This is a genomic window from Streptomyces sp. NPDC001068, assembly GCF_042897315.1.
Classification (GTDB): Bacteria; Actinomycetota; Actinomycetes; order Streptomycetales; family Streptomycetaceae; genus Streptomyces.
The window spans coordinates 374,103-400,741 of sequence record NZ_JBIAYD010000005.1 but is presented as its reverse complement, the minus strand read 5'-3'; the positions used below and the strand labels follow the sequence as shown (position 1 = coordinate 400,741).

Here is a 26,639-nt window from a genome sequence, read left to right as displayed (position 1 = left end):
GAGGTTCCCTTGGGGCATGCAAAAAAGGGCTGCCCAGCCCATAATTTTGGAGTTCCCGTCAAGAAACGGAGATCACCCTCATGGAACGCAACCTCCTCGTGATCGGGGCCACCGGCAAGACCGGCGCCCGCACCACCGAGCTGCTCCTGCGGCGCGGGCACCGCGTCCGCGCACTCGTCCGCGGCCTCGACGAACGCGCCCGGCGGCTCGCCTCCCTCGGAGCCGAAACCGTGGTCGGTGACGTGCTCGACCTGGACTCCCTGGCCCGGGCGACCAAAGGCATCGACGCCCTGTACTTCACCTACCCGATCCGCCCCGGCCTGATGGAAGCCACCGCGAACGTGGCGCAGGCGGCGGAGGAGACCGGGGTCGAGGCGATCGTGAACATGTCGCAGATCTCCGCCCGCCGCGACTCCGCCAGCAACGCGGCCCGCCAGCACTGGGTCGCCGAACGCGTCCTGGACCGCTTCCCGGTCCCGGTCACCCACCTCCGACCGACCTTCTTCGCCCAGTGGCTGATCGACACCTGGGCCGACGGAACCGGTGAGCTGCGTCTGCCCTTCGCCGACGGACGCCACGCCCCCATCGCGGAGAGCGACCAGGCGAACGTGATCGCGGCCGTCCTGGAGGACCCCGCCCCGCACGCCGGCCGCATCTACCCCCTGTACGGCGCGGAGGAGCTCGATCACTACGAGATCGCCGAGCGGATGTCCCGCGCGCTGGGGCGTGACGTCTCCTACGTGCCCATCGAACTCGACGAATTCGCGGCCATCCTGCGCGGGCGCGGCGCCCCTGACCACCTGATCCAGCACCTGCTCGCCGTGGCCGTCGACTACCGCAACGGCGTCTTCGCCGGCACCAACGACCTGGTGAAGTCGATCGGCGGCAGCAGCCCTCTCGGCGTCGAGGACTTCGTCATCCAGAACCGCGCGGCCTTCGACCCGCGAACCGCCTGAACACCGGAGCAGACAATGAGCGTTTGGTTCATCACGGGAGCGTCCCGGGGCCTCGGCCTGGAGATCGCCCGTGCCGCCCTCACCGCCGGCCACCGGGTGGTCGCGACCGCGCGGAACACCGCGCCCGTCCGTGCGCGGTTCCCCGACGCCGGCGACGCGTTGCTCACCGTCGCGCTGGACGTCACCGACCCGCGGAGCATCCAGGCGGCGGTGGACGCCGCGGTCGAGCGGTTCGGCCGGATCGACGTCCTGGTCAACAACGCGGGCAGCGGACTGCTCGCCGCCGTGGAGGAGTCCGACGACGCCGCGGTCCGCGCGGTGTACGAGACCAACGTGTTCGGCCCGCTCGCGGTGCAGCGCGCCGCGCTGCCGGTACTGCGCCGCCAGCGGGCAGGCCACGTGATCAACATCAGCTCCATCGTGGGTTTCGCCACCGCGCCCGGCTGGGGCGTCTACGCCTCCACCAAGTTCGCCGTCGAGGGATTCACCGAGACCCTGCACACCGAACTCGCCCCGCTCGGCATCCACGTGACACTGGTCGAACCCGGCTTCTTCCGCACCGACTTCCTCGACCCCGCCAGTCTGCGCACCGGCGCCGACGCGATCGAGGACTACGCGCCCACCGCCGGAGCGATGCGTGCCGCCGCGGTGGGCCTGAACCACGCCCAGCCCGGCGATCCGGCCAAGGCGGCGCGAGCTGTCGTCGAGATGGCCGCCGCCCCCGAGCCGCCCCTGCGTCTCCCGCTCGGTGCCGACACCTTGCAGGCGTTCGACGCCAAACTGGAGTCCTTTCGCAAGGAGTTGCACGCCTGGCGCCATGTCGCCCTCGCGACCGACCACGACCGGTAGCCGGCACACGACGAGGTCCCGGCTCCGCGGACGCCGCCCGCACCACCTGCACCGCCCGCACCGCGTCACCGGCCACCGCCGGCTCACGCAGGGACGACGCGGCAGGCCGGGCGTGATTCGCTCGATCGCCCAGCGCTGATGGTCGCGGGGCGGTTGCGACCTCAGGCGGAGGCCGTGCGGCGTGCGTACGCGCGGGCGGCGCGGGCGCGGTCGCCGCAGCGGGTGGAACACCAGTGGCGGCGGCCGTGGCGGAGCAGGTACCGGTTGCAGGGGGCGGAGCCGCAGGCGGTGAGGCGGTCCGCGTCGGGGCCCGTGAGCAGGTCGGCGGCGTCAGCGGCGAGGACGGCCAGGGCGTGGTCCACGATCGCGGTGGTGGGGTGGGGGGTGGCGCGGTAGGGGCCGGTGTCGTCGTCCCACCGCAGCAACGCAGCGGTGGGTATGCGCGTCATGGCGTCGTTGACGGCGCTGATCGCGGCGGGGAGGGCGGGCAGCCCTTCGGTACGGGCGGCGAACAGCGACCTGATCTGCTCGCGCATCGAGCGCAGTTGCGTCGCGCACATCCCCCGCATGCCGGCGTCGGTCGGCGCGAGTCCGCGTTCCGCCAGCCAGCGGTTCGCCTGCTCGGGAGAGCCCAGAAGGTCGACCGTGTGCCCGCCCGTCAGTGCCATCGCGCTGTTGGCGAGGGCCAGGGCGAGGTGCTCCTCCTCGCCCTGTGCGGGCGGCAGGCCGGGGGGTTCGGTCAAGGGGTCCTTCACGTTCCTCATGGTACGGCTTGCTCGCATCCGTGAGATGCGTTTAGAGTTTTATCACGGTTAAATTCCACTCATCCGTGAGGTGTTCCATGTCTTCCGGTTCCGCGGCGACCGCCCCGTTTCCCGTCCGGGTCCTCGGCGGGCCGACCGCCCTCTTCGAGTACGGCGGCCTGCGCTTCCTGACCGACCCCACCTTCGACACCCCGGGCGACTACCGTCGCGGCGACGGCCGGGTCCTCACCAAGACCGCCGCGTCCAGTGCGGCGCCCGCCGATCTCGGCCCCGTCGACGTGGTTCTCCTCTCGCACGACGAGCATCCCGACAACCTCGACACCTCGGGCCGGTCCCTGCTCGCCGACGTCCCGCTCACCCTCACCACCCCCGGTGGCGCACAGCGCCTCCAAGGGCGGGCCAGGGGCCTGGCCGACTGGGAGTCCGTCGAGCTGGACCGCCCCGACGGCGGCACGGTCACCGTGACCGGAGTCCCCGCCGTCCACGGTCCCGGCCCGCGCGAGGCGGTCGAGCCGGTCACCGGTCAGGTCGTCGGCTTCGTACTGGCCGGCGAAGGGCTGCCCACCGTCTACGTCAGCGGGGACAACGCCTCGCTCGACGTGGTCAGGGAGATCGCGAAGCGCTTCGCCCCCGTCGACACCGCCCTCCTCTTCGCCGGTGCCCCCCGTTTCCCCGAACTCTTCGACAACCAGCTGATCGTCCTGAGCAGCGCGCAGGCCGCCGAGGCCGCCGTACTGCTCGCCGCCCGCCGCGTGGTGCCCGTCCACTACGACAGCTGGGCCCACTTCACCGAAGGCCGCGCCGAACTCGCGGCCGCCTTCGCCGCCGCCGGTCTGGCCGACCGCCTGGACTGGGGGCGGCGAGACTGACACCGTCACCCCGACGGCCACGAAGGGAGCCGCGGGAGAGCGGGGAGCGCGGCGCGGGTCGCCCCGGCGCGTCAGAGGGCCGGTTTCCCGGCGGAGGCCGGCTCGGTGGCGAGCAGGGAGGTGATCCCCTCGGCGAGGTGCGGGCCCAGTTCGCCCCAGCCGTCCTTGTAGCCGTAGACCCCGGCCAGGACGCGGGCGTCGTAGTCACCGTTCATGATCTCGATGTCGGTGGCCGTGATGAGTGCCGGATGGGCGACGCCGACGGCCGCGGAGACCTTCGTCAACTCCCTGCGCAGGGTGCGCAGGTAGACGGCGGCCCGAGTGGCCTTCGAGGTCGGGTCGAGGCCGCGGGCCAGCCACGGGTTCTGGGTGGCGACGCCGGTGGGGCACTTGTCGGTGTGGCACTTCTGCGACTGGATGCAGCCGATCGCCAGCATCGCCTCGCGGGCCACGTTGATCATGTCGACCCCCAGGGCGAAGGCGACCGCGGCGTTCTCGGGCAGGCCGAGCTTGCCCGAGCCGATGAAGGTCAGGTCGTCGGTCAGGCCCAGCTCGGCGAAGGTGGCGTAGACGCGCGAGAAGCCCATCCGGAACGGCAGTGACACCGAGTCGGTGAAGATCAGCGGCGCCGCCCCGGTGCCGCCCTCGCCGCCGTCGACGGTCACGAAGTCGACACCGCGGTCACCGCGCGCCATCTGGGTGGCCAGCTCCTGCCAGAAGCCCATCTCCCCCACCGCGCTCTTGATCCCGACCGGCAGACCGGTCTCGGCGGCCAGCAGTTCGACGAAGTCGAGCATCGAGTCGACGTCGCCGAACGCGGTGTGCCGCGACGGGGAGGAGCAGTCCTCGCCGACCGGGATGCCACGGATCGCGGCGATCTCCGGGGTCACCTTCGCACCCGGCAGCATCCCGCCGAGCCCGGGCTTGGCGCCCTGGGAGAGCTTGATCTCTATCGCCCTGACCGGGGCGCCGGCGACCACGTCCTTGAGCCTGTCGAGGTTGAAACTGCCGTCCGCGTCGCGACAGCCGAAGTACGCCGTGCCGATCTGCAGGACGAGGTCGCCGCCGTTGCGGTGGTGCGGCGACAGCCCGCCCTCCCCCGTGTTGTGCATCGCGCCCGCCAGCGCCGCCCCCTTGTTGAGCGCCGCGATCGCCGCACCGGACAGCGATCCGAAACTCATCGCCGAGATGTTCACCACGCTCGCCGGCCGGAACGCCTTGGCGCGCCCGCGCGGCCCGCCCAGCACCTTGGCCGAGGGCAGCGACGCCTGTGGGTCGTGTGCGTCGGGCAGCGTGCCGGCGAACGTGCGTTGCTTCACGTACGCGTGCCCCTGTACGTGCTCCACGTCTACGTCGGTGCCGAAGCCGAAGTAGTTGTTCTCCTCCTTCGCCGACGCGTAGACCCAGGTCCGCTGGTCACGGCTGAACGGACGCTCCTCCTCGTTCGACGTGACGACGTACTGCCGCAGCTCCGGCCCGATCGTCTCCAGCAGGTACCGGGCGTGCCCGATCACCGGGAAGTTCCGAAGCAGCGCGTGCTTCTTCTGCAGGAGGTCGCGGGCGGCCAACAGCGCCAATGCCGTTGCGGTGGCCGCGCCCATGGTCCGGACGCGCATGTACGTTCCTCTCCTCGGCCTTCGACTCCCTCGCCACGCGGTGACCGTCGTCGTCTCGTGTCGGGCGGTGCGCGGCGGGGACGACCGAGCAGGTGTCAGCGTCCGTCGAAGAATGCGAAATCGGTGTTGCCGTGCTCGTGCGGCCAGGCAGGCCGGCCCGGCCGGCCTCTTGGCGGATCCCATGCTGCTGCGGAGATCGGCATGAGTCAAGACGAATATTCGTTTTTCTTTGTCTCGCCGATCCCGTCCACAGGTCAGGGCCGGGCTCAGAGGCGCACGATGACCAGGGCGGTGTCGTCGGTGGCGCCGTCCGGTGGGAGCAGGTCGGCGAGTACGGCGTCGGCCAGAGCCTCGGGCTCCTCCGCCCGGTGACGGGCCAGGGAGTCGGCGAGCCGGGCGAGACCGGCGTCGATGTCCTCACGGCGGCGTTCGATCAGGCCGTCGGTGTAGAGCACCAGCACGGCCCCGTCGCAGAAGGTGGCGAGGGCCTGGATCCGGGGCAGCGGCCAGGCGCCCAGCGGGGGGTCGGTGGCCTGGTCCAGGAATGCGACGGTGCCGTCCCTCTGCAGGAGTGCGGGCGGGGGATGGCCGGCGCTGCTGTAGGTGATGGTGTGGGTGTCCCAGTCGACGAAGGTCGTGGCCACGGTGGTGTTCTCGGCGCCGTCGATGGTGCGGGCGTACCGCCCGAGGACTTCCAGGGCGCGGGCGGGCCCCTTGGCGACGAGCGAGGCGGAGGTGAGGGCGCTGCGCAACTGCCCCATGACGCTGGCCGCGGCCAGACCGTGGCCGACGACGTCGCCGACCGAGACGACGATGCGGTCGCCCGGCAGGTCCATGAGGTCGTACCAGTCGCCCGCCACGTTGAGCGCCTCGGCGGCGGGCCGGTAGCGCACCGCCGCCGGATGCCGGCCGACCGGGCGGGGCGCGGGCAGCATGGCCTCCTGCAAGGTCAACGCGACCTCGCGGGCACGGATCAGATCGGTGACGTCCTCCACCCGGTGCATCAGCAGGGCCAGCCGTCCGTCCGGGCCGAAGACGGGAACGTCGGTCAGGTTCCAGTACCGCTCGTGCCACACCCCCGGCTGGTCGGGGTCCTGCACGTCGTAGCGCTGCAGTTCCACCGTGCTGAGCTCACCGGTGTCGGTCACCCGGCGCAACGACGCCAGGACCCTCAGCAGCAGCGGCTCCCCCGGGTCCTTGTCCGGGAGGTCCTCGGGGACGAAGCGACCGACCAACTGCTCGTGGGTGAGGCCCCTGAGGCGGAGGAACGCCTCGTTGCCGTCCGCGTACACCAGTTGCGGAGTGACGAGTGCCACCGCCCCGGGGAGGGCCCGGAACACCGCCGCGTAGTCGACCTCCGGTTCCGCCATGATCTTCCTGCCTCGCGACCACCAGCCGTCTGTCATCTCACGATACGAGCTGAAGGTCGTAGCCCGCCCCCTGACGGCGGGCCCGGGACCCGAACCACTGGCCCGCCGTCCTCGTCATGACCACGTGGGGCGGACGGTGCCGGCAGGCGACAGGTGTCGTGCACTCAACGGCGGGCCGCGGGTGGCGCTGCGATCACGCCTTGCGGGCCCGGATCTCCTCCGTGAGCCGGGGCACGATCTCGAAGAGGTCACCGACCACGCCGTAGTCGGCGAGGTCGAAGATCGGCGCCTCGGCGTCCTTGTTGATCGCCACGATCGTCTTCGAGGTCTGCATGCCCGCCCGGTGCTGGATCGCACCCGAGATGCCCGCCGCCACGTACAGCTGCGGCGACACGTTCTTCCCCGTCTGCCCGATCTGGTGCGCGTGCGGGTACCAGCCGGAGTCGACGGCCGCGCGGGACGCGCCGACCGCCGCGCCGAGCGAATCGGCCAGGGCCTCGATGATCCGGAAGTTGTCCGCGCCGCCGACACCGCGGCCGCCGGCGACGACGGTCTCCGCCTCGGGCAGCTCCGGGCGTCCCGTCGACTCGCGCCGGGTCCGCGAGGTGATCCGCGTGCCGGTGGCCCGGTCCGAGAAGACCACCGCGAGCTCCTCGAGCGTGCCGGCGGCCGGGGAGTCCTCCACCGGGGCCGAGTTGGGCTTCACGGTGATGACCGCGACGTCCCGGGTCACGCGCGAGCGCACGGTGAAGGCGGCGGCGAACGCCGACTGGGTGGTGACCGGGCCCTCGGGGCCGGCCTCGACGTCGACGGCGTCGGTGATCAGGCCGGCGCCGACGCGCAGCGCCAGGCGGGCGGCGATCTCCTTGGACTCGGCGGAGGAGGACAGGAGCACCGCGGCCGGGGACACGGCGGCGCAGGCGGCCTGCAGCGCGTCGACCTTGGCGGCCACCAGGTAGTCGGTGTACTCGGGCGCGTCGTGCGCGAGGACCCTGACCGCGCCGTTGGCGCCGAGGAGTTCGGCGGCGTCCCGCGCGCCGGCGCCGAGGTGCACGGCGACCGGGTCGCCCAACCGGCGGGCCAGCGTGAGCAGTTCGAGGGTGGGTTTGCGTACGGCTCCGTCGAGGTGGTCGACGAGGACGAGGATCTCGGTCATGACGGGTGTCTCCAGCGGATCGGGAAGAACGGGGGTGGGAAGGGGGCCTGCCTCAGATGTGCTTACGGGCCGCCAGGAACTCCGCGAGCTGCTTGCCTCCCTCGCCCTCGTCCTCGACGACCGTGCCCGCGGTGCGGGCCGGACGCTGGGCCACCGCCTCCACCACGGTCCAGGCGCCCTTCGGGCCCACCTGGTCGGCGTCGATGCCGAGGTCCGACAGGTCGAGGGAGTCCACCGGCTTCTTCTTGGCCGCCATGATGCCCTTGAACGACGGATAGCGGGCCTCACCGGACTGGTCGGTCACCGACACGACCGCCGGCAGGGTCGCCTGCAGCCGCTCCGACGCCGCGTCGCTGTCGCGGCGGCCGGTCACCCGGCCGTCGGCCACCGAGACCTCGGACAGCGACGTGACCTGCGGAACGTCCAGACGCTCCGCCAGCAGCGCGGGCAGGACACCCATGGCCCCGTCCGTGGAGGCCATGCCGCAGACGACGAGGTCGTACCCGATGTGCTCGACGGCTTTGGCGAGCACGAGCGAGGTGCCCAGCACGTCCGTGCCGTGCAGGTCGTCGTCCTCGACGTGCACGGCTCGGTCGGCGCCTATGGACAGCGCCTTGCGCAGCGCCTCCCTGGCGTCCTCGGGGCCCACCGTCAGGACGGTGATCTCGGCGTCGTCCGACGCGTCGGCGATCTGGAGGGCCTGTTCGACCGCGTACTCGTCGAGCTCCGAGAGAAGACCGTCGACGTCTTCGCGGTCGACCGTCCGGTCGTCGGCGAAGTGCCGGTCGCCGGTCGCGTCGGGCACGTACTTCACACAGACGGCGATCCTCAGGGTCATGGCTTCTTCCTTCCGCTGGCGCGTTCGTGCGATTCCTGCTGGTGCGTTGTCGTGCGAGTCGTGCGTCGTGCGGCGAGCGGCGCGTCCATTCCGGCGGTGGGGGCTCTTGTCCCCGGCCACCGGACGCTCACGATGCTCGGCGGCGGACGCCGGCCGCGGTGTTTCCGTTCTCGGGTGCGGGAGGGGCGTCCGCCTCAGCCGCCGGCGGTCGGCGGGACGGCGCCCGGTTCGGTGAGCGGCAGGCCGAGGTGCGCGCGCTCGGTGACCCAGCGGGTCGGCCGGTAGCGCGGGTCTCCGGTGCTGCGGTGCAGCCCTTCCTGGAGGGCGAGCATGCGCCGGGCCCCGATCCGGTCGCCCCACGCCAACGGGCCGACGGGGTAGCCGAGTCCCGCCGTGACCGCGGTGTCGATGTCACCGGGAGCCGCGATGGACCGTTCCGCGACGGAGGCCGCCACCGAGACGATCGACGCCAGCACCCGCTGGGCGACCGAACCCGCCGTGTCCCGCACGACGGACACCGGAACGGCCCCGGCACCGCCGGCCGCCCGCGACAGCACCGCGCGCGCGTCGCCCACCGCGGCCGCGTCGGACGCCGGGGTCATGGCCAGCACCCGGCGGCGGGCGGTGAGGGACAGCGGATCCACTCCCAGGGTGCGCCCGGCCGGAAGGCCGCCCTCGGCGATCGCGGCGGCAACGGTCGTCCCCCACACCGTGGACAGCACGAGGGCGCGTTCCGAGGGCCCGGTTCCCTGTTCGAGAGCCGCCCCCGACCCGCTGAGGACCGTGCGCAGTGTGTCGCTGTCGCGGCCCTCGCCGGCGACCCACACCGGTCGGCCCGCGTCGCCGGTGACCGGCTCCTCCGGCAGGTCGGTGGGGGCCGGGTCGCCGGGACCGTACGCGTAGAAGCCGCGCCCGGTCTTGCGACCGTGCAGGCCCGCCGCCACCCGGTTGGGAGCGAGGTAGGAGGGGCGCAGCCGGTCGGAGTGCCGGAACCCCCGCCAGATGGAGTCGGTCACCGCCGCGGTCACGTCCAGGCCGGTGAGGTCCATCAGTTCGAAGGGCCCCATGCGCAGCCCGAGGACGTCGCGGACGACGCGGTCGATGCCGGTCGCGTCGCTGACGGACTCCTCCAGCAGGGCGAACGCCTCGGTGACCAGGCCGCGGCCGACGTGGTTGACGAGGAAGCCGGGGGTGTCCGACACGACCACCGCGGCGTGTCCGGTGCCCCGGACCAGCTCGGCGAGGGTCTCGGGGATCTCGGGGCGGGTCAGGGCGCCCGGGACGACCTCGACGATCTTCATCAGCGGCACGGGATTGAAGAAGTGCAGGCCGCAGAGGCGGGACGGGTCGTGCAGCCCCGACGCGATCTGCGTCACGGGCAGTGAGGACGTGTTGGTCGCGAGGACCGCGCCCGCGGGCAGGACGTCCTCCAGCTGCCGGAACAGCCCCGTCTTCGCGGCCAGGTCCTCCAGGACCGCCTCGATGACGAGTTCCACGTCGTGGCCCGGCGCGGCCGGCGAGTCCACCGGGATCAGCCGCGCCGAAGCGGCTCCGGCGGCCTCGCCGGTCATCCGCTTCTTCTGGACGGCGCGTTCGAGCATGTGCCGGACGAATCCGATGGCCTCGCCGACGGCCTCCCGCCGTGCGTCGGCGAGTTCGACGGTGTGGCCACCCGTCACCGCCCACTGCGCGATTCCGCGGCCCATGGCACCGGCGCCGACAATCCTGATCCGCACGTGGATCCCGCCTTCCTCTCGGTTCTCGGTTCTCCGCCGCCGCCCCGCCGGGGCGGCGTGCGGGACCGCGGCCGCGAGGCGCACCGTGACCGACGGTCGAAGGACCGTCTCCCGCGTGGTGGTCGTTCCGGCCGGGGCTGCCCGTCGCTCGGAGCGGTTGCGGGGACGGGCTTACGGTGTCAGCCGCAATCCATTAATGTCCAATACCGAATCACACACGCTTTAAGACGTTCATTCGATGAATGACCGGACGCCTCCCGGAGTCGGAACGGTGGGAACCACCATGGAACTGCGCCGCCTGGTCGCCTTCGTGGCCGTCGCCGAGGAGCTGCACTTCGGCCGTGCCGCCAAGCGGCTGCAGATGGCCCAGCCACCGCTGAGCCAGCAGATCCGGCAGCTGGAGAAGGAACTGGGGGTGCAGCTCTTCGAGCGCAACACCCGCTCGGTCAAGCTCACCAGCGCCGGCCGGTCCTACCTGGAGCCGGTGCGTACCGTTCTCAAGGACCTCGACCTGGCCACACGGGCCGCCAGGGCCGCCGGACGGGGTGAGTACGGGCAGGTGACCGTGGGCTTCGCCGGCGCCTCCAGCCACGAGAGCCTGCCCCGGCTGACCCGGGCCGTCAGGGCCGCCCACCCCGGCATCGAACTGGTACTGAGGGGTCAGACGTACGCCAACGCGGGACTGGCGCGCGTCGCGGAGGGCTCGCTGGACCTCGGTTTCGTACGGCCGACGACCGCGTACCCGGGCGTGGCTCTGCGCGTCATCGGCGAGGAGGAGATGATCTGCGCGCTGCCGTCCTACCACCCCCTGGCGCAGCGCGATCGCGTCCCGGTCGCCGCCCTGGCCGAGGAGCCCTTCGTCAGCTTCCCCGCCAACGCCGGGTCCAGCCTGCGCGACGCCACGGTCCAGGCGTGCGACGCGGCCGGGTTCACGCCGCGGGTGGTCCAGGAGGCCCCGGACTCCCACACCATCCTGGCCCTGGTGGCCGCCGGGGTCGGGGTGACGCTGACCCTGACGTCCTGCCTGCACGTCCAGCAGACCGGTCTGGTGTACCGCCCGCTGGCCGGGCCGCCCATCCGACTGCAGGCGGCCCTGGCCTGGCGTACGGACAATCCGTCGGCCGCGCTGCGATCGGTCCTCGCCGTGGCCGAGGAGGCCCTGCCGACCCCCGCCCCGAGCGCCTGAGGCCCGCCCCGCGTTATCCGGCGGGCGCCCGACGATCCGTCACGGTCCTCTCGGACGACTTTCGTCCGAGAGGGACGTGAATCAGGTATTGGATCTTCCTGGTGCCGGAGTGCGAGGCTCGGGGCGAACGGTTTCGCCGGAGGACTTCGCCCACCGGGGAACCGGCGGCCGGACCGAACCCACCGACCGCCGACGGTCCGCCGTCGTCCAACGAGGCAATGAGCCGAGGAAATCGGAGTCCATCGTGACAGTGACCGTCAACGGCATACCGGAGATCGTGAGGCTGGCCGGCCGCGATCTCGGACACTCCGAGTGGCGGGAAGTCACTCAGGAGCTCGTCGACACCTTCGCGGCGGTCTCCGGCGACGGACAGTGGATCCACACCGACGTCGAGCGCGCGGCCCAGGGCCCGTTCGGGCGCACGATCGCGCACGGCTACATGGTGCTCAGCTGGGGCATCCCCATGATGGCGGAGCTCCTGCGGGTCACCGGCGTGGGCATGGCCCTCAACTACGGTGTGGACAGGGTTCGTTTCCCGGCACCCGTGCCGGTCGGCAGCAGGATCCGCCTGCACGCCGAGATCATCGAGGTGCGCGAGGTGAGCCGGGGCGGCGTCCAGGTGCACCGGGCGTTCACCTTCGAACTCGAAGGATCCGAGAAGCCCGCCTGCGTCGCGGAGTCCCTCACGCACTACTACCCGTAGGTCGAACCACCCCGGTGAACGACGACCCCGGCGGCCGGACACCCTCGATCTCCCCGGCCGCCGGGGTCGTTCACATGCCTCCGGCGGGTGCCGTGCGGCGCCCGCCGGAGGCCGTCCCCGTCAGGATCCCGTCCGGCACGGACTCCAGGCGTGCGAGTACGCCGGAGAGGTGGGTGTGCCGCGCCAGGGGTGGGATCAGGGCCAGGTGTGCGAGCCGGTCGAGGTCGTGGCGCAGCGCGGCGAGGCCCGGTTCGGTCAGTTCGACGGCGCCCGAACGGCGGTGGGCGTCGCGGGAGCCGGTTCCGTAGACCGGGCCGAGGGCGATTCCCGGACGCGCGGTGAGCAGGGTGGTCCCCTGGTCGTCCGCGTCGGGGAGGAACGCCCGGTCGTGGGCCCCGGCCTCGGCGAGCGCCCGGCCGAGGACCGCTGGTCCGATCAGCGGCAGATCGGCGGGGAGCGCGGCGACACCGCACCCGGGCAGGCCTGCGCGGGCGGCCAGTTCACCTGTGCGCAGGGCCTCGTTGAGACCGGCACCGGTCCCGAGGACGTGCCCGACGCCCAGGCCCGCGACGGGTTCGAGGTCCTGGACCCGGTCGACCACGACGACGACCGCGGATACGCCGGGGGTGTGCCGTGCCGCGGTCACGGTGTCGCGGAACAGGGCTCCGGCGATCCGCTGCCGGTCGTGGGAGCCGAGTTCGAGGCGGCTCTTCGCCAGGCGGAGGTCCTTCTGCGGGACCACCACGGCCCACCGCACCGCGGGGGGCGGCGGTTCGTCGCGGTGTCCGCCCGTGTCGGCCCGGTGCCGTTTCCCGCGGTGCGCGCCCGCGTCCCCGTGACTGTGGTGGAACCGGTCCGCGGTCATCGTACGAATCCGACGCTCAGGGGCACGACCCGGCGGACCTCCGTGTCGAACCGCCGGGCCGCCGCCGCGCGTTCGGCGCTGACCCGGCCGTAGGTCGTCGAGCGCTGCCGGGCCGGGCGGCCGGCCGCGGCCGCGAGGGCCTCGATGTCCGCGATGGTCTTCATGGACCCGTTCGTCGAGCCCGCCATCCGGCTGATGGTCTCCTCCATCAGCGTCCCGCCCAGATCGTTGGCGCCCCCGCGCAGCATCTGCGCGCACTGCTCGGGCGACAGTTTCACCCACGAGCACTCGATGTTGTCGATGTACCCGTGCATCAGCAGGCGGGCGAGGGCGTGCACGGCCCGGTTCTCCCGGTGGGTCGGGCCCGGCCGGGCGATACCGGCGAGGTGGATCGGCGACGAGTGGTGCACGAACGGAAGCGGTACGAACTCGGTGAACCCGCCCGTCTCCCGCTGGATGCCGACAAGGGTCCGCAGGTGCCCGACCCAGTGCCGGGGCTCGTCGACGTGTCCGTACATCATGGTCGCGGTCGTCGGGATCCCCAGGTCGTGCGCGGTCCTCACCACCCGGATCCATTCCGCGGCGGGGAGTTTGCCCTTGGTCAGGATCCAGCGGATCTCGTCGTCGAGGATCTCCGCGGCGGTGCCCGGGATCGAGTCCAGCCCGGCCTCACGCGCCCCGGCCAGCCACTCGGCGACGGAGATCCCCATCCGGGACGCGCCGCTGATGATCTCCATCGGGGAGAACGCGTGCAGGTGCATGTCGGGGCAGCGTTCCTTGACCGCGCGGGCGAGGTCGTGGTGGACGCCGCTGGGCAGGGCAGGGTCGATTCCGCCCTGCATGCACACCTCCGTCGCCCCCACGGACCAGGCCTGCTCGGCGCGGTCGGCGACCTCGTCAAGCGACAGCCGGTAGGCGTCCGCGTCGGTCTCCCGTTGCGCGAAGGCGCAGAACCGGCAGCCGACGTAGCAGACGTTGCTGAAGTTGACGTTGCGGTTCACCACGTAGGTGACGGTGTCACCGACCGCGGACCGGCGGACCTGGTCAGCGAGGCGGCACAGCGCGTCGAGCTCCGGGCCGTCCGCGCAGGCCAGTGCCAGCGCCTGCCCGTCCGTGATGCCCGCCGGGTCCCGCTCGGCCGCCCGCAGGGCGTCCGCGACGTCGCCGTCCAGACGCTCGGGCGCCCCGGCGCCGGCGCCGCCGGTGGGGAGGTTGTCGACCTGGTCGGCCAGGACCTCCCAGTCGCCGAACGCGTTGTCGAAGTCACCGCGGGCCGTGGTGCGCCGGCCTTCCCGGTCGATCGCGGTGTGCAGGTCGGTACGCCCCGAGGAGACGGCCGCGGCGGCCTCCTGCCAGGGCATGCCCACCGGCGGCACGTCGGCGGCCAGGCCGGTGTCCGGGTCGGCGAGGGCCCGCAGGTGCGGCTGGACGCGGGCGTCCGCCCACGGGCTGCCCGCGCGGACGTACTCCGGCTGTGCCGCGAGGCGTTCACGCAGGTCGAATCCGGCCCCGGCGGTCAGTTCCGCCAGGCGCTCCAGCTGCGGCCAGGGCCGTTCGGGGTTGACGTGGTCGAGTGTCAGGGGTGACACGCCGCCCCAGTCGTCGACGCCGGCCGCGAGCAGCAGCCGCAGTTCGTCCGGGTCGGACAGGTTCGGCGGGGCCTGGATCCGCATCCTCGGTCCCAGCAGGATCCGCGCGACGGCGATCGTCGCGAGGTACTCCTCCAGGTCCGCGTCCGGCACCGACCTCATCGCCGTGTCCGGCTTCGCGCGGAAGTTCTGCACGATCACTTCCTGGACCGCCCCGTACTGCCGGGCGATACGGCGGATCTCCAGGATCGATTCGACCCGGTCCTCGGCGCTCTCGCCGATGCCGATCAGGATCCCCGTCGTGAAGGGGATGCTGCTGCGGGAGGCGTCCTCGATGGTGCGCAGCCGCACCGCGGGGTCCTTGTCCGGAGACCCGTAGTGGCAGCCTCCCGGCTCGGCCCACAGCGACCGTGCCGTCGACTCCAGCATCAGGCCCATCGACCCCGCGACCGGCTTCAGGCGCTGCAGCTCCGCCCAGCTCATCACCCCCGGGTTCAGGTGCGGGATCAGGCCGGTCTCCTCCAGTACCAGGATCGCCATCGCCCGCACGTACGCCAAAGTGTCCTCGTAGCCCTGCTCGTCCAGCCACGACCGGGCGGCCTTCCACCGGTCCTCGGGACGGTCCCCGAGTGTGAACAGGGCCTCCTTGCAGCCCAGCCGGGCTCCCTCCCGGGCGATGGCGAGGACCTGCCCCGGTGTGAGGTAGGCGTCCTCGACCCGGCCCGGGGTGGTCGCGAACGTGCAGTAGTGGCACCGGTCCCGGCACAGCCGGGTCAGCGGCACGAACACCTTCCTGCTGTAGGTGACGACGCCGGGCCTTCCCGCGTCGAGGAGACCCGCCGACCGGACCGACCCGGCGATCTCGCACAGCGAGGTCAGGTCGGCGCCGCGCGCCCCGAGCAGTGCCGCCGCCTCCCGGCGGTCGATGTTCTTGCCGGCCTTGGCCCGGGCCAGTGCGCGGCGCAGGGGTGCGGTGTTCACCGGGGTCTCCTCAAGTGGACGTTCGGGCACGGTCAGTGGCCGCGCAGGCCCATGGACCGGGCGATGAAGTTCAGCTGCACCGACGGCGGACCGGCCACCACCCGGGCGATGATCCCGTCCGAGTGGTGCATCGGCAGCGTGTGGTCGCGGACGTACCCGTACGCGCCCTGCAACTGGACCGCCAGCGCCGACGCCTCCGCGTAGATCTGCCCGCACAGGAACTTCGCCATCGTGCTCTCCGTCTCGCACGGCAGGCCCGCGTCGAAGAACGCCGCCGACCGCTGCACCGCGCAGCGCGCGGCGTCCTTGCGGACGAACATCTCCGCGAGCGGGAGCGTCACCCCCTGGTACGACGAGATGGTCTTCCCGAACTGCTCGCGCTCGTTGGCGTAGTCGACCGTCATGTCCAGGACCTGTCCGACACTGCCCAGGAACCCCGAGCTGATCATGATCCGCTCCAGGACCAGCCGCTCCTTCAGGATCCGCCAGCCCTGGCCGGGCGCGCCCAGCAGGGCCGTGTCCGGGACCAGGACGTCGTGCAGGAACACCTCGTAGATGCCGCTGATGTTGCGGCCGAGGGCCGGCATCCGGCGTATCTCGACGCCCGGGTGGTCGTTGGGGACCAGGAACACGGCGAGGTCGTCGCGCTTGCGGCCGCTGTCGCCGGTCTTCGCGAACAGCTCCATCACGGTGCCCGGGATCCCCGCGCCCTCGCAGTACGTCTTCTGGCCGTTCAGCAGCCAGCCGCCCTCGACGCGTTCCGCGGCCGTCGACACGCTCGCCGCGTCCGAGCCTACGTCCGGCTCCGAGACCGCGATGGAGAACCGGCCGTCGCCGCGCAGCACGGGTTCGGCGTACCTCTCCTGCTGTTCGAGGGTGCCCCAGCGGATCAGGTCCCGGATTCCGCTGATGTTCAGGTTGAGCAGCGCGACCAGGTCCGAACTCGCCCGCCCCACCTCCTCGCACAGCGCGATCAGCAGGCCGGCCGTGCCGTCGACGGGCTCGTCGTCCGCGACGATGCCGTACCAGCCCAGCTTCGCGATCTCGCGGTAGAGGTGCTCGGGGTAGGCCCCCTCCTCGTCCCAGATCCGCACGTCACGCTGGGGGGCGTGACGTGTGATCACCGCGCGGGCGGTGGCCCGCAACTGCTCCTGGTCCTCGGTTTCGAGGAAGGGGTTCGTGCTCATGGTTGTCGCCTTTCCGAGGGGGATCGGGTGGCCGGGTGGTTCGAGTGGGCGTACCGGTGCGGTCGCCGCGAAGGGGAGTCAGGCGGTGAGCGATGTCCGCAGGGTCCGGACGAGGTCGGACGGCGCGGCCGCGAACTGCTCGGCGAGGTGCCGAGCCCGGTGGCCGAGGTCCGCGGGCTCGACGACGTCGACCAGGCCGAGCCGGGCCAGGTCGTCCCCGGTGAAACGTTCATCCGCCACCAGCAGCCGGAACGCCGCCGCGGGGCCGACGGCAGCCCGCAGCCGGCGGACCGTCTGGTCCGGGGGCAGGAAGCCCAGCCGGAGCTCCGGGAAGCGGAACATCGCGCGCGGAGTCGCCAGCGTGACGGTGGCGGCGACGGCCAGCGCCCATCCGCCGCCGACGGCCGGGCCCTGCACGGCGGCGACCGAGGCGGGGAACGCCTCGACGAGGTCGCACGCCTCCTCGATCAGCCGCCGGCGCAGGCCCGGGCGGCCCTCCGCCGTGCCGTCGTCCGACCGGATGTCGGCACCCGCGCAGAAGGCCGGCCCCTCGGCTTTCAACAGCATGACGTCGACGCCCTGTTCGCGGGCGTCCCTGAGCGCGCCGACCAGCTGCCGGAGCAACGGGAGGTTCATCGCGTTGCGCGCGTCGGGGCGGTTCAGCGTCACCGTGGCGACGCCGCCCCCGGTCTCCGACAGGCACAGCGGCCCCTGGTCCGGGTCGGTCTTCATATGAGCTCCGGAAGGACTTCGGTGGTGAGCAGGCGTACGGCCTCCGCCGGGTCGGGGCCGACGGGAGCTCCGACGTATGCCTCGGTGAAGCCCGCCCGCTTGGCGTGGTCGAGGAGTTCGGCGAGCACTTCCACGCAGTCGCCGGGCGTGCCCGAGACGACGAGCTGGTCGGCCACGTGCTGCGGCAGGAGTTCGGCCGCGGCGGCGATGCCCTGTCCGGCGTGGACGGCCTCGCGGGTCGCCGCGTAGTCGGACGGTTCGAAGCCGACCTGCCGCAGGCTCTCGTGCGGCTGCTGGGACACGATCAGCGCGGCCTGCCGACGGGCGGCGGCGTTGGCACGGTCGCGGTCCGCCGAGATGGACATGTTCACTCCGTAGATGCGGGTGAACGCCGTGCGGTCGCTGCGCTCCCGGCCGGCCTCGAGGCGGTCGAGGTTGCTGACCGCGTCGAACTGGCCGCTGCGGAAGGCCGCGAGGCTGTGCGCCGGGAAGTTGCTCGCGCAGATCACGCCGTCGGCCAGTTCGCCCGTCATCTCCAGGACCTTCGGACCCGTGCCGGCCACGATCACCCGGACCGCGGGGTCCTCGACCCAGTCGAGGGACGCGCGACCGTCCGCACGCAGGCCCAGGTCCGCGCAGGTGAGGGGGTAGTCGCCCATGCGGACGGTCTCGCCCCGCCAGAGCGCGCGGCAGAACCCGATGAGTTCGGCGACGCGGCCGACGGGCTGCCCGCGCTCCATCAGGGCGCGCACCAGGCCACCGCCGGTTCCGATGCCCATGCTGACCTGGCGGCCGGGCGGCATGAACTCGGCCAGCGTGGCCATCGTGGACGCCTGTTCCAGGGGGTTGCGCCCGAACGGGAAGGTCACCGCCGTGCCGACGCCGGCGCCGGTCCTGGCCGCGATCGCCCCCAGGACGGCAGCCACCCCCCGGGACTGCATCTGGTCGGTGACCCAGATCGTCTCGAAGGCCCGGGCGGCGACCTCGGCGACCTCGACCAGGCTCGGTCCACCTGCCCAGGCGTGTAGCTGAATGCCCTTGATCATCGACTCTCTCGATTCACGATGGTGAACTTTGTCCACGATATGGAACGAAATGGAGATGTGTGTTCCCTTCCGGCCGGGCTTCGCACGCCTGCCGGTCGGTCATGGTGGGGCCGGATGCGCGACCGCGTCCGGCCCCGCCGGAAAATCAGCCGCGAGCCGCCACGTAGTCGGGCTCCGTGAGGTATGTGCTCACGATCCGCTCGATCAACGGGCCTTCGGCCTCACTGCGTTCCTTCAGTTCGATCCACCGCGGATCCGCCCTGAAGGCATCCCAGAACACGGTTGCCGCGTCCACGTCCTCGAACGCGCAGAGGTAGTAGATCCGCCGCCGGTCGTCGACGGCGTGCCAGAAACCCCTGAGGTCCAGGCCGAACTCCCGGAAGAGGGCCAGGGTCTCGTCGGCGAAGCGCCGGTGCAGGTCCTCGGCCCGGTCGGGCAGCGCGACGTACTCGCGCAGTTCGAGGATCATGCCGGGATCCCGGAGACCGCGACGCCCGAACGGGTCTTGTAGCGCCGGTTGATGTTGATGAGAACGGCGGTGAGCGGCTCCAGCTGACGGGCCAGGCGCAGGGCGCCGCCGTCGATGCCGGGGCGGCCGGTGATCGTCGCGGCGAGCGCGGCGACCTTCTCCTTGGCGTCCTTGTCGTCCCCGACCACCAGGACGTCCTCGTGACCGAGCGGTCCCTCGGCCTCCCACAGGGAGACCGCGGAAAGATGGTGGAACGCGCCGACGACCACGGCACCGGGTACGAGCCGCTGGGTCTGCTCGGCGGCGCTGCCGTCCTCGACGTCCAGGCCGTAGGCCCCCCGCCGGTCGAAACCGAGCGGGTTGACGCAGCTGATCACCAGCTTCCCCGCGAGGGCCGGGGCGAGATCCGCGACCAGCTCCTCGTGACCGTCCCACGGCACGACTATCAGGACGGCCTCGGCCGCTTCGACGGCACCACGGTTGTCCAGGCCGAGCACGTCGACGGCCGAACCGGCCCGCGCGCGGATCTCGGCCGCGGCCTCCTCGGCCCGCCCGGCCGAGCGGGATCCGATGACGACCTTGTGGCCGGCCTGGGCGAAGTGCAGGGCCAGGCCCTTGCCCTGCGGACCGGTACCCCCCACAACGGCGATGGTGTGGCTGTCCATGCTTCGTGCTCCTCAAGGAATTGCCCGCGACCGGCGGTGCGGGTTCACAGGCCCGGCGGTGCGGGCGCCGGGCCTGTGAAGTCTGGTGAGGTCAGCCGGCGGATCGCTCCGGGCCGGCCTCCGGGTAGTCGGCGGGAACCAGGCCGCCGCTGCGCACGGTGATGGCCCGTGCGGCGGTGACCAGGTAGGGGGCCAACTCGTCGATGTCCTGCGGCGTGAGATCCGTTCCCATGCCGAGGAGGCTGATCACGAGGCAGGGCCGCCCGTCCCGGTCGAAGACGGGGAAGCCCATGACGTTCAGCTCGGGGGCGTACTCGCCGAAGACGACTCCGAAGCCGCGGGAGCGCACTTCCTCGCGGCGCGGATCGTCGTCCGCGGTCGAAGCGCCGTTGCCCCACGCGCCGATCAGGCGGCTGAGCAGCGGCGCGTCCCGGTCGAAGCGGGAGCCGATCTCGATCGTGATCTTGATGTCCTTGCGGCTCTCGATCTTCGCGATCGCGGTGAAGTGCCCGTCGGGCATCGGCGAGATCGCGAGGCAGGCCAGTTCGGTCCGCTCGGCCAGCCGCTCCATGAACGGCCGCGCCTCGGTGACCGGTGTGGTCCTGGTGACCGCCGCCACGCCGTACTCCACCAGCAGCGGCCCCAGGTTGTAGCGCCGGGTGACGGAGTCGTACTCGATGAGACCTTCCGTGACCATCGTCCGAAGCAGGTTCGACGCCGTGCTCTTGGCGAACCCGCACGAGGAGGCGAGTTCGGTGACCGTGGCCCCGCTTCTGTGCCGGACCAGATGGTCGAGCACCCGTACCGTGCGCGACACCGCCGGCACGAGAATCCCTGCCGCCTGGTCTGCGGCATCGTCGTCGCCGCCCAAGCCGCCGGACTCGGAAGGTCCCTTCGCCACGTCTCCTGCTTTCCGGTCAGGGAAGTCTCAGTGCTCGGCTGAGTCCCCTACCAACTCGACAAAGTGGAACAGCGTACCGTCGGGGTCCGCCGCGAACAGGATCTTCCATCCGTTCACCCCGTCGGGGGCCATGACGGTCTGCGGCGTGTGCAGAAACGTGACACCCGCTTCGCTCAGGCGGTCGTACTCGCCCTGGATGTCGTCCGTGAGGATCGAGAAGCGGCACAGGCCGGGATTGACGGTGTCGGCAATGGACCGCTCGCGGGTCGCGGGCACGTCACGCCACTCGATGATGTCGAGCATCGCCTCGTCGGGCGAGTTGTTCAGGCGCATGTGCGCGAAGCGCAGCTTTCCGCCCTGGTCGATCATGAACGCCCGCGCGAGGTTGGCGTCTTCGACCTCCTTGTCCTGCACGACCTCGAAGCCCACGAGCCGGTAGAACTCGATGGTGCGGTCCATGTCGGTGACGTTGAGACCGACATGCCAGAACCTACGCATAGGTGGTCCCTCTCATGATGTGTGTCCGTACGTGCCATCCGGGCGCGGACGCCCGGGCGGGGCCGGGGCCCGCGGGTCGCCGGCCCGCGCCGGTCAGTGCGTCGCCGGAGCGAGCGCGCGCCGGAGGAGCTTTCCGGTCTCCGTCCTCGGCAGGGACGAGACCACTTCGAACTCGCGGGGTCTGGCGTGCGGTCCGACCCTGGCGGCCACCAGGTCGCACAGCTCCGAGCGGAGCGCCTCCCCGACCTCCACCACCGCCTCGCCGACCGCCTCGCCGCGGATGAACCGCAGGAAGACCTTCACCCGCTGGCCGATCCTGTCGTCCGGAATCCCGACCGCGGCGGCCTCGGCCACCAGCGGGTGCCGCACCAGGGCGTCCTCGATCTCCGAAGGGCCGATCCGGTAGCCGCGGCTCTTGATGACGTCGTCCGCGCGGCCCAGGTACTCGAGGCGCTCTCCGTGGGCACGCCTGGCCAGGTCGTTCGTCCGGTGCCAGTCACCGGCCGGGGGCACCGGCCCCATGGTCCTCGCGTCCCAGGTCCCCAGCAGGGCGACCGGGTCGGGAAGCCGCAGAGCGATCTCCCCCACCTCGCCGCGGGCGACCTCCCGGCCGTCCTCGCCGAGCAGCGCGATGGTGTGCCCCGGATAGGGCGCGCCCATCGTGTCGTCGTCGACGGAGCCGAGCGTGGCCGAGTCACCGATGAGGCCGTTCGCCTCGGTCTGGCCGTACGCCTTGTTCACGGCCTGCGCCAGGTGCAGCCGGGACCACGCCATCTCCGGACGCCCCGCCGGCTCACCGCCGGTGACGACGGCACGCAGCCTGTGCTCCGGCGCCCGGCCGTTCGCCCGCAGCAGCCGCAGCACCGACGGCGGCAGGAACGCGGTGGTGACACCGCATCGCGCGAACAGGTCCAGCGTGGCGTCCGCGTCGAAGTGCGTCTGCCGCTGCGCGACGACCGGGACGCCGAAGGACCACGGGACGACGAGCCCCAGCATGAGGCCGCCGATCCAACCCCAGTCGGCCGTCCCGTAGTAGACGTCGCCGGGCTGGAACAGCTCGAAGGCGTAGTCCACTCCGGCGTGGCCGAGCAGCACCTGGTGGCCGTGGAGGATCCCCTTGGGCGGGCCGCTGGTGCCCGAGGTGTACATCAGCAGGGCGGGCCGCGTCGGGCCGGCCGGCCGGGGGGCGTGGGAGTGGTGGTCGACCTTGCGGCCGGCGATCCCCTTCCCCTCCGCCCCGTCGACCGTCAGTACGGTACGGCCCTCGACGTCGCAGCCCGTGGACCGCAACCGCTCCAGACCCGACCCGTCGGTGACGAGGACCTTCGCCCCCGAGTCGCTCAGGCGGTGGGCGACGGAGCCGCCGCCCAGGAGCCGCGGGACGGGAAGCAATACCGCCCCGGCGGCCAGCACTCCGAAGACGACCTCCGCCGCGGCGGGCGAGGGATCGAGGTAGAGCGCGACCCGGTCGCCCGGGGCGACGCCCTGCGCTCGCAGCACGTCGCTGATCCGCAGCGCGGCCTGCTGGACCTCACCGAACGTGATCTCGCCGACGTCCTGCGGTCCGGCCGTGAGTACGGCCACCGCGTCCGGATCCTGCGCGAACAGCGCGTCCTGGGCGATCGAGTAGTCCGGTGCGGGCGACCAACGGGCCAGGCCCCGCAGCTCCCGGAGACGGGCGACGACCGGCACGTCGGCGCCCTCCGGCGCTAGTCCAGACGTGCCCATACGCTCTTCTCCTTCGTGAAGCTGTCGATCGCGCTCCGCCCGAGGTCACTGCCGTAGCCGCTGTGCCGGAACCCGCGGTACGGCGAGGCCGGGTTGAGCACGCCCCAGCTGTTGATCCAGACGTTCCCCGCGTCCAGCGTCCCCGCGAAGCGCAGGGCCCGGCCGACGTCACGGGTGAACACGCCGGCCGCGAGGCCGTAGATCGTGTCGTTCGCCAGCTCGATCGCCTGCTCCTCGCCCTCGAACGGCAGTACGCCGAGAACGGGGCCGAAGATCTCCTCGCGAGCGATCCGCATGTCCGGGGCGACGTCCGCGAACAGCGCCGGCTGGTAGAAGAAGCCCGGACCCGCTGCCGGAGCGTCGGTGCTGCCGGCCAGCAGACGGGCGCCCTCCTCCGCTCCCGACACCACGTAGGAGTGGACCGAGTCGCGCTGCGCCGCGTCGATCAGCGGGCCGATCTCCGTCTCGGGGTCGAGCGGGTCGCCGACCCTGGCCGCTTCGACCCGGGCCCTGACCAGTTCCACGACCTCGTCGTAGATCGGGCGCTCCACCAGGAGCCGGCTGGGCGCGGTGCAGGTCTCGCCCTGGTTGCCGTACATCGCCGTGAAGACCACGTCGGCGACGGCCTTCGGGGACGCGTCCGCGAAGGCGACCAGCGCCGACTTGCCGCCCAGTTCCAGCGAGGTGGTGATCAGCCGGTCCGCCGCCATCCGGCCGATCTCCTGGCCGACCTCGGTGGATCCGGTGAAGGTGACCTTGCCGACGCCCGGGTGCTTGACCAGTGCGTTGCCCGCCACCGAGCCGCGGCCCGGCAGGACGTTGACGACGCCGGCGGGTATGCCGGCCTCCAGGGCCAGCTCACCCAGCGCAACCGGCACGAGGGGGGCCAGCTGCGCCGGCTTCAGGACGACGGAGTTGCCCATCGCCAGCGCCGGCGCGATCTTCCATATCGACTGCACCGCCGGGAAGTTCCACGGGGTGATCGCACCGACCACACCGATCGGCTCGCGCACCGTGTAGTTCAGGAACCGGCCGGGGGCCGGGGTCGTACGACCCTCGATCTTGGTCACGAGGCCGGCGAAGTACTCGACGGTCTCGATCATCACCGGCAGGTCGATCGACAGGGACTCGCGGATGGGCTTGCCCATGTCGCGGGTCTGCAGCTCGGCGAGCCGCTCCTTGTTCTCCTCGATGAGCGCCGCGTAGCGCAGCATCAGGCGGGTGCGCTGCGAGGGCCGTATCCGCTGCCACGCCTTGGCGCCGGCTCGCGCGGCCTCGACGGCGCGGGCCACGTCGTCCGCGGTCGCCTGGGCCACCTTCGCGATGACACCGCCGTCGGCGGGGTTGACGGTCTCGAACGTGGCTCCGTCCGAGGCGTCGGTGAGCTGGTCTCCGAGGACCAGCGGAACACTGGAGGTCAGGGCACGCATGATCGGCGTCTCTTTCTCTCGGGCCTCAGGGGAGGCGGTGCGCGGTCGGCAGGACCGCCTCGGCGAGGGCCTGCAGCTCCTCCATCGCGGACTCGAGCGTGGCGTGCTCGAAGGAGGTGTCGCAGATGAAGTGGGTGACGCCGAGGTCGCCGTACGCCTCGATCGTCTCGGCGTTGTAGGGCGCCTTGCGCAGCGGGCGGGCGGTGAGCGTGATCTCGCTCATGTCGCGGCCCGCCTCCGCCACGTACCTCCTCAGCGTGGCGAGGTAGCCCGCGTAGTCCTCCGGGCCCACGGCCAGCGGGTGCCAGCCGTCGCCGATCGCGGCGATGCGGCGCAGCGACGCCTCGCTGTAGCCGGCGAACCAGACCGGGATCGTGCCGCGTACGGGCTTGGGGAACATCATGAAGTCGTGCAGGTTGTAGAAGTCGCCGTCCCAGGAGACCTCGTCCTCGGTCCACATCTGGCGCATGGCCTTGACCATCTCGGTCACCCGGCGGCCGCGGTCCTTGAACGGCGCGCCCAGCGCCTCGAACTGCTCTTTCATCCAGCCGACGCCGATGGCGACGGACAGCCGGCCCTTGGACAGGACGTCGATGCTCACCAGCGTCTTCGACGTCTGCACCAGCGGGCGCCAGGGCAGGATCAGGCAGGACGTGCCCAGCTCGACGGTCTCCGTCGCGGCCGCGGCCCAGGTCAGGGCGGTGAGGCAGTCCAGGTAGGGGGTTTCGGGCGCCCAGAGGAACTTGCCGTCGGCGGTGTACGGGTAGGCCGTCTCCACCTTCGTGGGCAGAGCCACGTGGTCGGTCATCCACAGCGAGTCGAAGCCGATCTTCTCCGCGTAGCGGGAGACCTCGCTGATCGCGTCCGGTCCGGCCCAGGGACCGGCACCGGGGATCCTGATACCAACCTTCATGTGCTGCTCCTGTCAGGACGATGTGAGTTCACGAAGTGCTGTGTGTTGACGGGGTGTTGCGGGTCCACGTGATGTTGTGCGGTCACGTGGTGATGCGGGTTCACGTGGTGTCGTGCGGTCACGTGGCGCCGTGGGTTCAGCGGACGACCCGCGCGGCGAGCAGCCGTGCGATGTCCTGGTCGTCGTGGCCGAGCTCCTCCAGGAGCTCGGCGGTGTGTTCGCCCAGGGCGGTCGGCGGACGCTCCACACGGCCGGGAGTGTCCGACAGCTTGATCGGGAGCCCGGGCACCCGGACCTCGCCGAGAGCCTCGCTCCGCAGGCCGACGACCATGTCGAGCGCGCGGATCTGGGGGTGCTCCACGGCCTCGCCGTACGTGAGGACCGGGGCGCAGATGATGTTCTGGTCGGTGAGCAGGGTGACGATGTCGTCCCGGTCGCGCTCGGCGAACCAGGGCGCGAGCACCTCGTCGAGTTCCTCACGGTGGGTCAGGCGGCACGCGGCGGTCGCGAACCGTTCCTCGTCGAGCAGGTGACCGGCGCCGACCGCCCGCGCGAACCGCTCGAAGTGCCGGTCGTTGAAGGCGACGACGTGTACGGCCCCGCCGTCGCGCGTCGGGTACGCGTTGTACGGCGCGTAGAAGTTGCTCGCGTTGCCGACACGGGGCGCCACGTAGTCGGCCAGCAGGTACTGGCCCAGCCACGGGGACTGCAGGTGGAACAGCGAGGCCACGAGTGACACCGAACCGCTCTGGCCGGCTCCGGTCCGCTGCCTCGCGAAGAGGGAGACCAGGGCCGCGACGGCGACGAGGTATCCGGCCGAGCTGTCGGCCACCGGCGGGCCGGCCTTGATGCCGCCGCCGTCGGTGTCCCCGGTCGCCTGGATCATGCCGGTGAGGGCCTGGGCGACGGGGTCCAGCGCGGGCCTGCCGGCCGACGGGCCGCTTTCACCGTAGCCGCTCACGTTGAGGCAGATCAGGTGGGGATGGCGCTGTCGGAGCTCTTCGGCGGTCAGGCCCAACTTCGCGCGCCCCGCCGGGAGCATGTTCTCGATGAGCACGTCGGCGCCGGCGCACAGCTCGTGGAAGAGTTCCCGGCCCTCCTCGGTGCGCAGATCGAGGGCGATGGCCCGCTTGTTCCGGTTGACGCCGGCGTACACACCGCTCATGCCGTCGCGGCCGGGCCCGAACGTACGGGACTCGTCCCCCGCGACGGGCTCCACCTTGATCACGTCGGCACCGAAGTCGGCCAGGATCGACGCGCCCAGCGGACCGGCAACCATCGTTGCGGCGTCGATCACCCGCGTTCCCGCCAAAGCCCGAACCTGCTGAGTCATCCTTGACCACCCGTGTTCATTATCTCGAACTCGCGCCAGCATTTGGAACGACCTTAGGTAGGGTGTTCATCGGCGTCAAGGCTCATCCGGAGAGTTCCTGGAAAGCGGTTCCCGCCCCGGCACCCCGGCGCCGGGGTGCCGGCGACCGGCCCTGACGGCCGGTGCACAGGCATGACGTATCGACACATCGCAGCAGGTGGAGGGAATTGGGAGTTCGTCAAAGAGCACATCACCGCAGGGCTAAGGGAGTTGGGGCCGC

24 protein-coding genes are annotated in these 26,639 nt (G+C 71.8%); 5 read left to right on the top strand and 19 right to left on the bottom strand.

Going from position 1 to position 26,639, the window contains the following annotated elements:
* Positions 1–80 precede the first annotated feature (80 nt).
* Both ACFY3I_RS16810 and ACFY3I_RS16805 read left to right on the top strand, forming a co-directional pair.
* Positions 81–956 carry an NmrA family NAD(P)-binding protein gene (locus ACFY3I_RS16810; RefSeq protein ID WP_390861199.1) on the top strand — a complete coding sequence of 292 codons (876 nt, stop codon included), beginning with the start codon at positions 81–83 and terminating at the stop codon, positions 954–956.
* Positions 957–971: 15 nt separating this feature from the next.
* Positions 972–1,805 (top strand): oxidoreductase, encoded by an 834-nt coding sequence (locus ACFY3I_RS16805; protein WP_390861198.1) that lies wholly within the window; start codon positions 972–974, stop codon positions 1,803–1,805.
* A gap of 161 nt (positions 1,806–1,966) precedes the next feature.
* Here the strand turns inward: ACFY3I_RS16805 and ACFY3I_RS16800 are convergent, their stop codons facing one another.
* Entirely contained in the window at positions 1,967–2,569 is a 603-nt protein-coding gene (locus ACFY3I_RS16800; protein ID WP_390861197.1) for a CGNR zinc finger domain-containing protein, read from the bottom strand.
* 77 nt (positions 2,570–2,646) lie between these two features.
* On the opposite strand from ACFY3I_RS16800, the gene ACFY3I_RS16795 reads away from it, so the two are divergent.
* Entirely contained in the window at positions 2,647–3,438 is a 792-nt protein-coding gene (locus ACFY3I_RS16795) for an MBL fold metallo-hydrolase (RefSeq protein WP_390861196.1), read from the top strand.
* Between the two features lie 71 nt (positions 3,439–3,509).
* On the opposite strand, the gene ACFY3I_RS16790 is transcribed toward ACFY3I_RS16795, so the two are convergent.
* The 5 genes from ACFY3I_RS16790 to ACFY3I_RS16770 form a co-directional block, all read right to left on the bottom strand.
* Positions 3,510–5,054 (bottom strand): FMN-binding glutamate synthase family protein, encoded by a 1,545-nt coding sequence (locus tag ACFY3I_RS16790; RefSeq protein WP_390861195.1) that lies wholly within the window; start codon positions 5,052–5,054, stop codon positions 3,510–3,512.
* Between the two features lie 266 nt (positions 5,055–5,320).
* Entirely contained in the window at positions 5,321–6,424 is a 1,104-nt protein-coding gene (locus ACFY3I_RS16785) for a PP2C family protein-serine/threonine phosphatase (protein WP_390861194.1), read from the bottom strand.
* Positions 6,425–6,617: 193 nt separating this feature from the next.
* Positions 6,618–7,580: an electron transfer flavoprotein subunit alpha/FixB family protein gene (locus tag ACFY3I_RS16780; protein WP_390861193.1), complete on the bottom strand. Its 963-nt coding sequence runs from the start codon at positions 7,578–7,580 to the stop codon at positions 6,618–6,620.
* 52 nt (positions 7,581–7,632) lie between these two features.
* Positions 7,633–8,418: an electron transfer flavoprotein subunit beta/FixA family protein gene (locus ACFY3I_RS16775; RefSeq protein ID WP_390861192.1), complete on the bottom strand. Its 786-nt coding sequence runs from the start codon at positions 8,416–8,418 to the stop codon at positions 7,633–7,635.
* A 194-nt stretch (positions 8,419–8,612) separates the two neighbouring features.
* Positions 8,613–10,154, bottom strand: a complete 1,542-nt coding sequence (locus tag ACFY3I_RS16770; RefSeq protein ID WP_390861191.1) for a 3-hydroxyacyl-CoA dehydrogenase — start codon at positions 10,152–10,154, stop codon at positions 8,613–8,615.
* 283 nt (positions 10,155–10,437) lie between these two features.
* Here ACFY3I_RS16770 and ACFY3I_RS16765 point away from each other — a divergent pair, with 283 nt between their 5' ends.
* Together ACFY3I_RS16765 and ACFY3I_RS16760 are read left to right on the top strand one after the other, a co-directional pair.
* Positions 10,438–11,340: a LysR family transcriptional regulator gene (locus tag ACFY3I_RS16765; protein ID WP_390861368.1), complete on the top strand. Its 903-nt coding sequence runs from the start codon at positions 10,438–10,440 to the stop codon at positions 11,338–11,340.
* Between the two features lie 244 nt (positions 11,341–11,584).
* Positions 11,585–12,043: a MaoC family dehydratase gene (locus ACFY3I_RS16760; RefSeq protein ID WP_390861190.1), complete on the top strand. Its 459-nt coding sequence runs from the start codon at positions 11,585–11,587 to the stop codon at positions 12,041–12,043.
* 70 nt (positions 12,044–12,113) lie between these two features.
* Here the strand turns inward: ACFY3I_RS16760 and cofC are convergent, their stop codons facing one another.
* The 13 genes from cofC to ACFY3I_RS16695 all read right to left on the bottom strand — a co-directional run bounded on the left by cofC (position 12,114) and on the right by ACFY3I_RS16695 (position 26,380).
* On the bottom strand, positions 12,114–12,908 hold the full coding sequence (gene cofC, locus ACFY3I_RS16755) for a 2-phospho-L-lactate guanylyltransferase (RefSeq protein ID WP_390861189.1): 795 nt from the start codon (positions 12,906–12,908) through the stop codon (positions 12,114–12,116).
* Positions 12,905–15,478, bottom strand: a complete 2,574-nt coding sequence (locus ACFY3I_RS16750; RefSeq protein ID WP_390861188.1) for a bifunctional FO biosynthesis protein CofGH — start codon at positions 15,476–15,478, stop codon at positions 12,905–12,907. Before ACFY3I_RS16750 ends, cofC begins: the two co-directional genes overlap by 4 nt.
* A gap of 32 nt (positions 15,479–15,510) precedes the next feature.
* Entirely contained in the window at positions 15,511–16,665 is a 1,155-nt protein-coding gene (locus ACFY3I_RS16745) for an acyl-CoA dehydrogenase family protein (RefSeq protein ID WP_390861187.1), read from the bottom strand.
* 78 nt (positions 16,666–16,743) lie between these two features.
* On the bottom strand, positions 16,744–17,397 hold the full coding sequence (locus tag ACFY3I_RS16740; protein WP_390861186.1) for an enoyl-CoA hydratase/isomerase family protein: 654 nt from the start codon (positions 17,395–17,397) through the stop codon (positions 16,744–16,746).
* Positions 17,394–18,443, bottom strand: coding sequence for an LLM class flavin-dependent oxidoreductase (locus tag ACFY3I_RS16735; protein WP_390861185.1), 1,050 nt, complete (start codon positions 18,441–18,443; stop codon positions 17,394–17,396). The genes ACFY3I_RS16740 and ACFY3I_RS16735 overlap by 4 nt, the downstream gene beginning before the upstream one ends.
* 145 nt (positions 18,444–18,588) lie before the next feature.
* The gene (locus ACFY3I_RS16730; protein ID WP_390861184.1) at positions 18,589–18,912 is read right to left on the bottom strand and encodes an NIPSNAP family protein; all 324 of its coding nucleotides are present in this window, start codon (positions 18,910–18,912) and stop codon (positions 18,589–18,591) included.
* On the bottom strand, positions 18,909–19,577 hold the full coding sequence (npdG, locus tag ACFY3I_RS16725) for an NADPH-dependent F420 reductase (protein WP_390861182.1): 669 nt from the start codon (positions 19,575–19,577) through the stop codon (positions 18,909–18,911). The genes ACFY3I_RS16730 and npdG overlap by 4 nt, the downstream gene beginning before the upstream one ends.
* Before the next feature lie 91 nt (positions 19,578–19,668).
* A complete protein-coding gene (locus tag ACFY3I_RS16720) occupies positions 19,669–20,478 on the bottom strand; it encodes an IclR family transcriptional regulator (RefSeq protein ID WP_390861181.1) in 810 nt (269 codons plus the stop codon).
* A gap of 27 nt (positions 20,479–20,505) precedes the next feature.
* Entirely contained in the window at positions 20,506–20,976 is a 471-nt protein-coding gene (locus tag ACFY3I_RS16715; RefSeq protein WP_390861180.1) for a VOC family protein, read from the bottom strand.
* Positions 20,977–21,069: 93 nt separating this feature from the next.
* Positions 21,070–22,704 (bottom strand): AMP-binding protein, encoded by a 1,635-nt coding sequence (locus tag ACFY3I_RS16710; RefSeq protein WP_390861179.1) that lies wholly within the window; start codon positions 22,702–22,704, stop codon positions 21,070–21,072.
* The gene (locus ACFY3I_RS16705) at positions 22,686–24,134 is read right to left on the bottom strand and encodes an aldehyde dehydrogenase family protein (protein ID WP_390861178.1); all 1,449 of its coding nucleotides are present in this window, start codon (positions 24,132–24,134) and stop codon (positions 22,686–22,688) included. The genes ACFY3I_RS16710 and ACFY3I_RS16705 overlap by 19 nt, the downstream gene beginning before the upstream one ends.
* 25 nt (positions 24,135–24,159) lie before the next feature.
* The gene (locus ACFY3I_RS16700) at positions 24,160–25,047 is read right to left on the bottom strand and encodes a TIGR03619 family F420-dependent LLM class oxidoreductase (RefSeq protein WP_390861177.1); all 888 of its coding nucleotides are present in this window, start codon (positions 25,045–25,047) and stop codon (positions 24,160–24,162) included.
* A gap of 136 nt (positions 25,048–25,183) precedes the next feature.
* Positions 25,184–26,380, bottom strand: coding sequence for a CaiB/BaiF CoA transferase family protein (locus ACFY3I_RS16695; protein ID WP_390861176.1), 1,197 nt, complete (start codon positions 26,378–26,380; stop codon positions 25,184–25,186).
* Between the last annotated feature and the right edge of the window lie 259 nt (positions 26,381–26,639).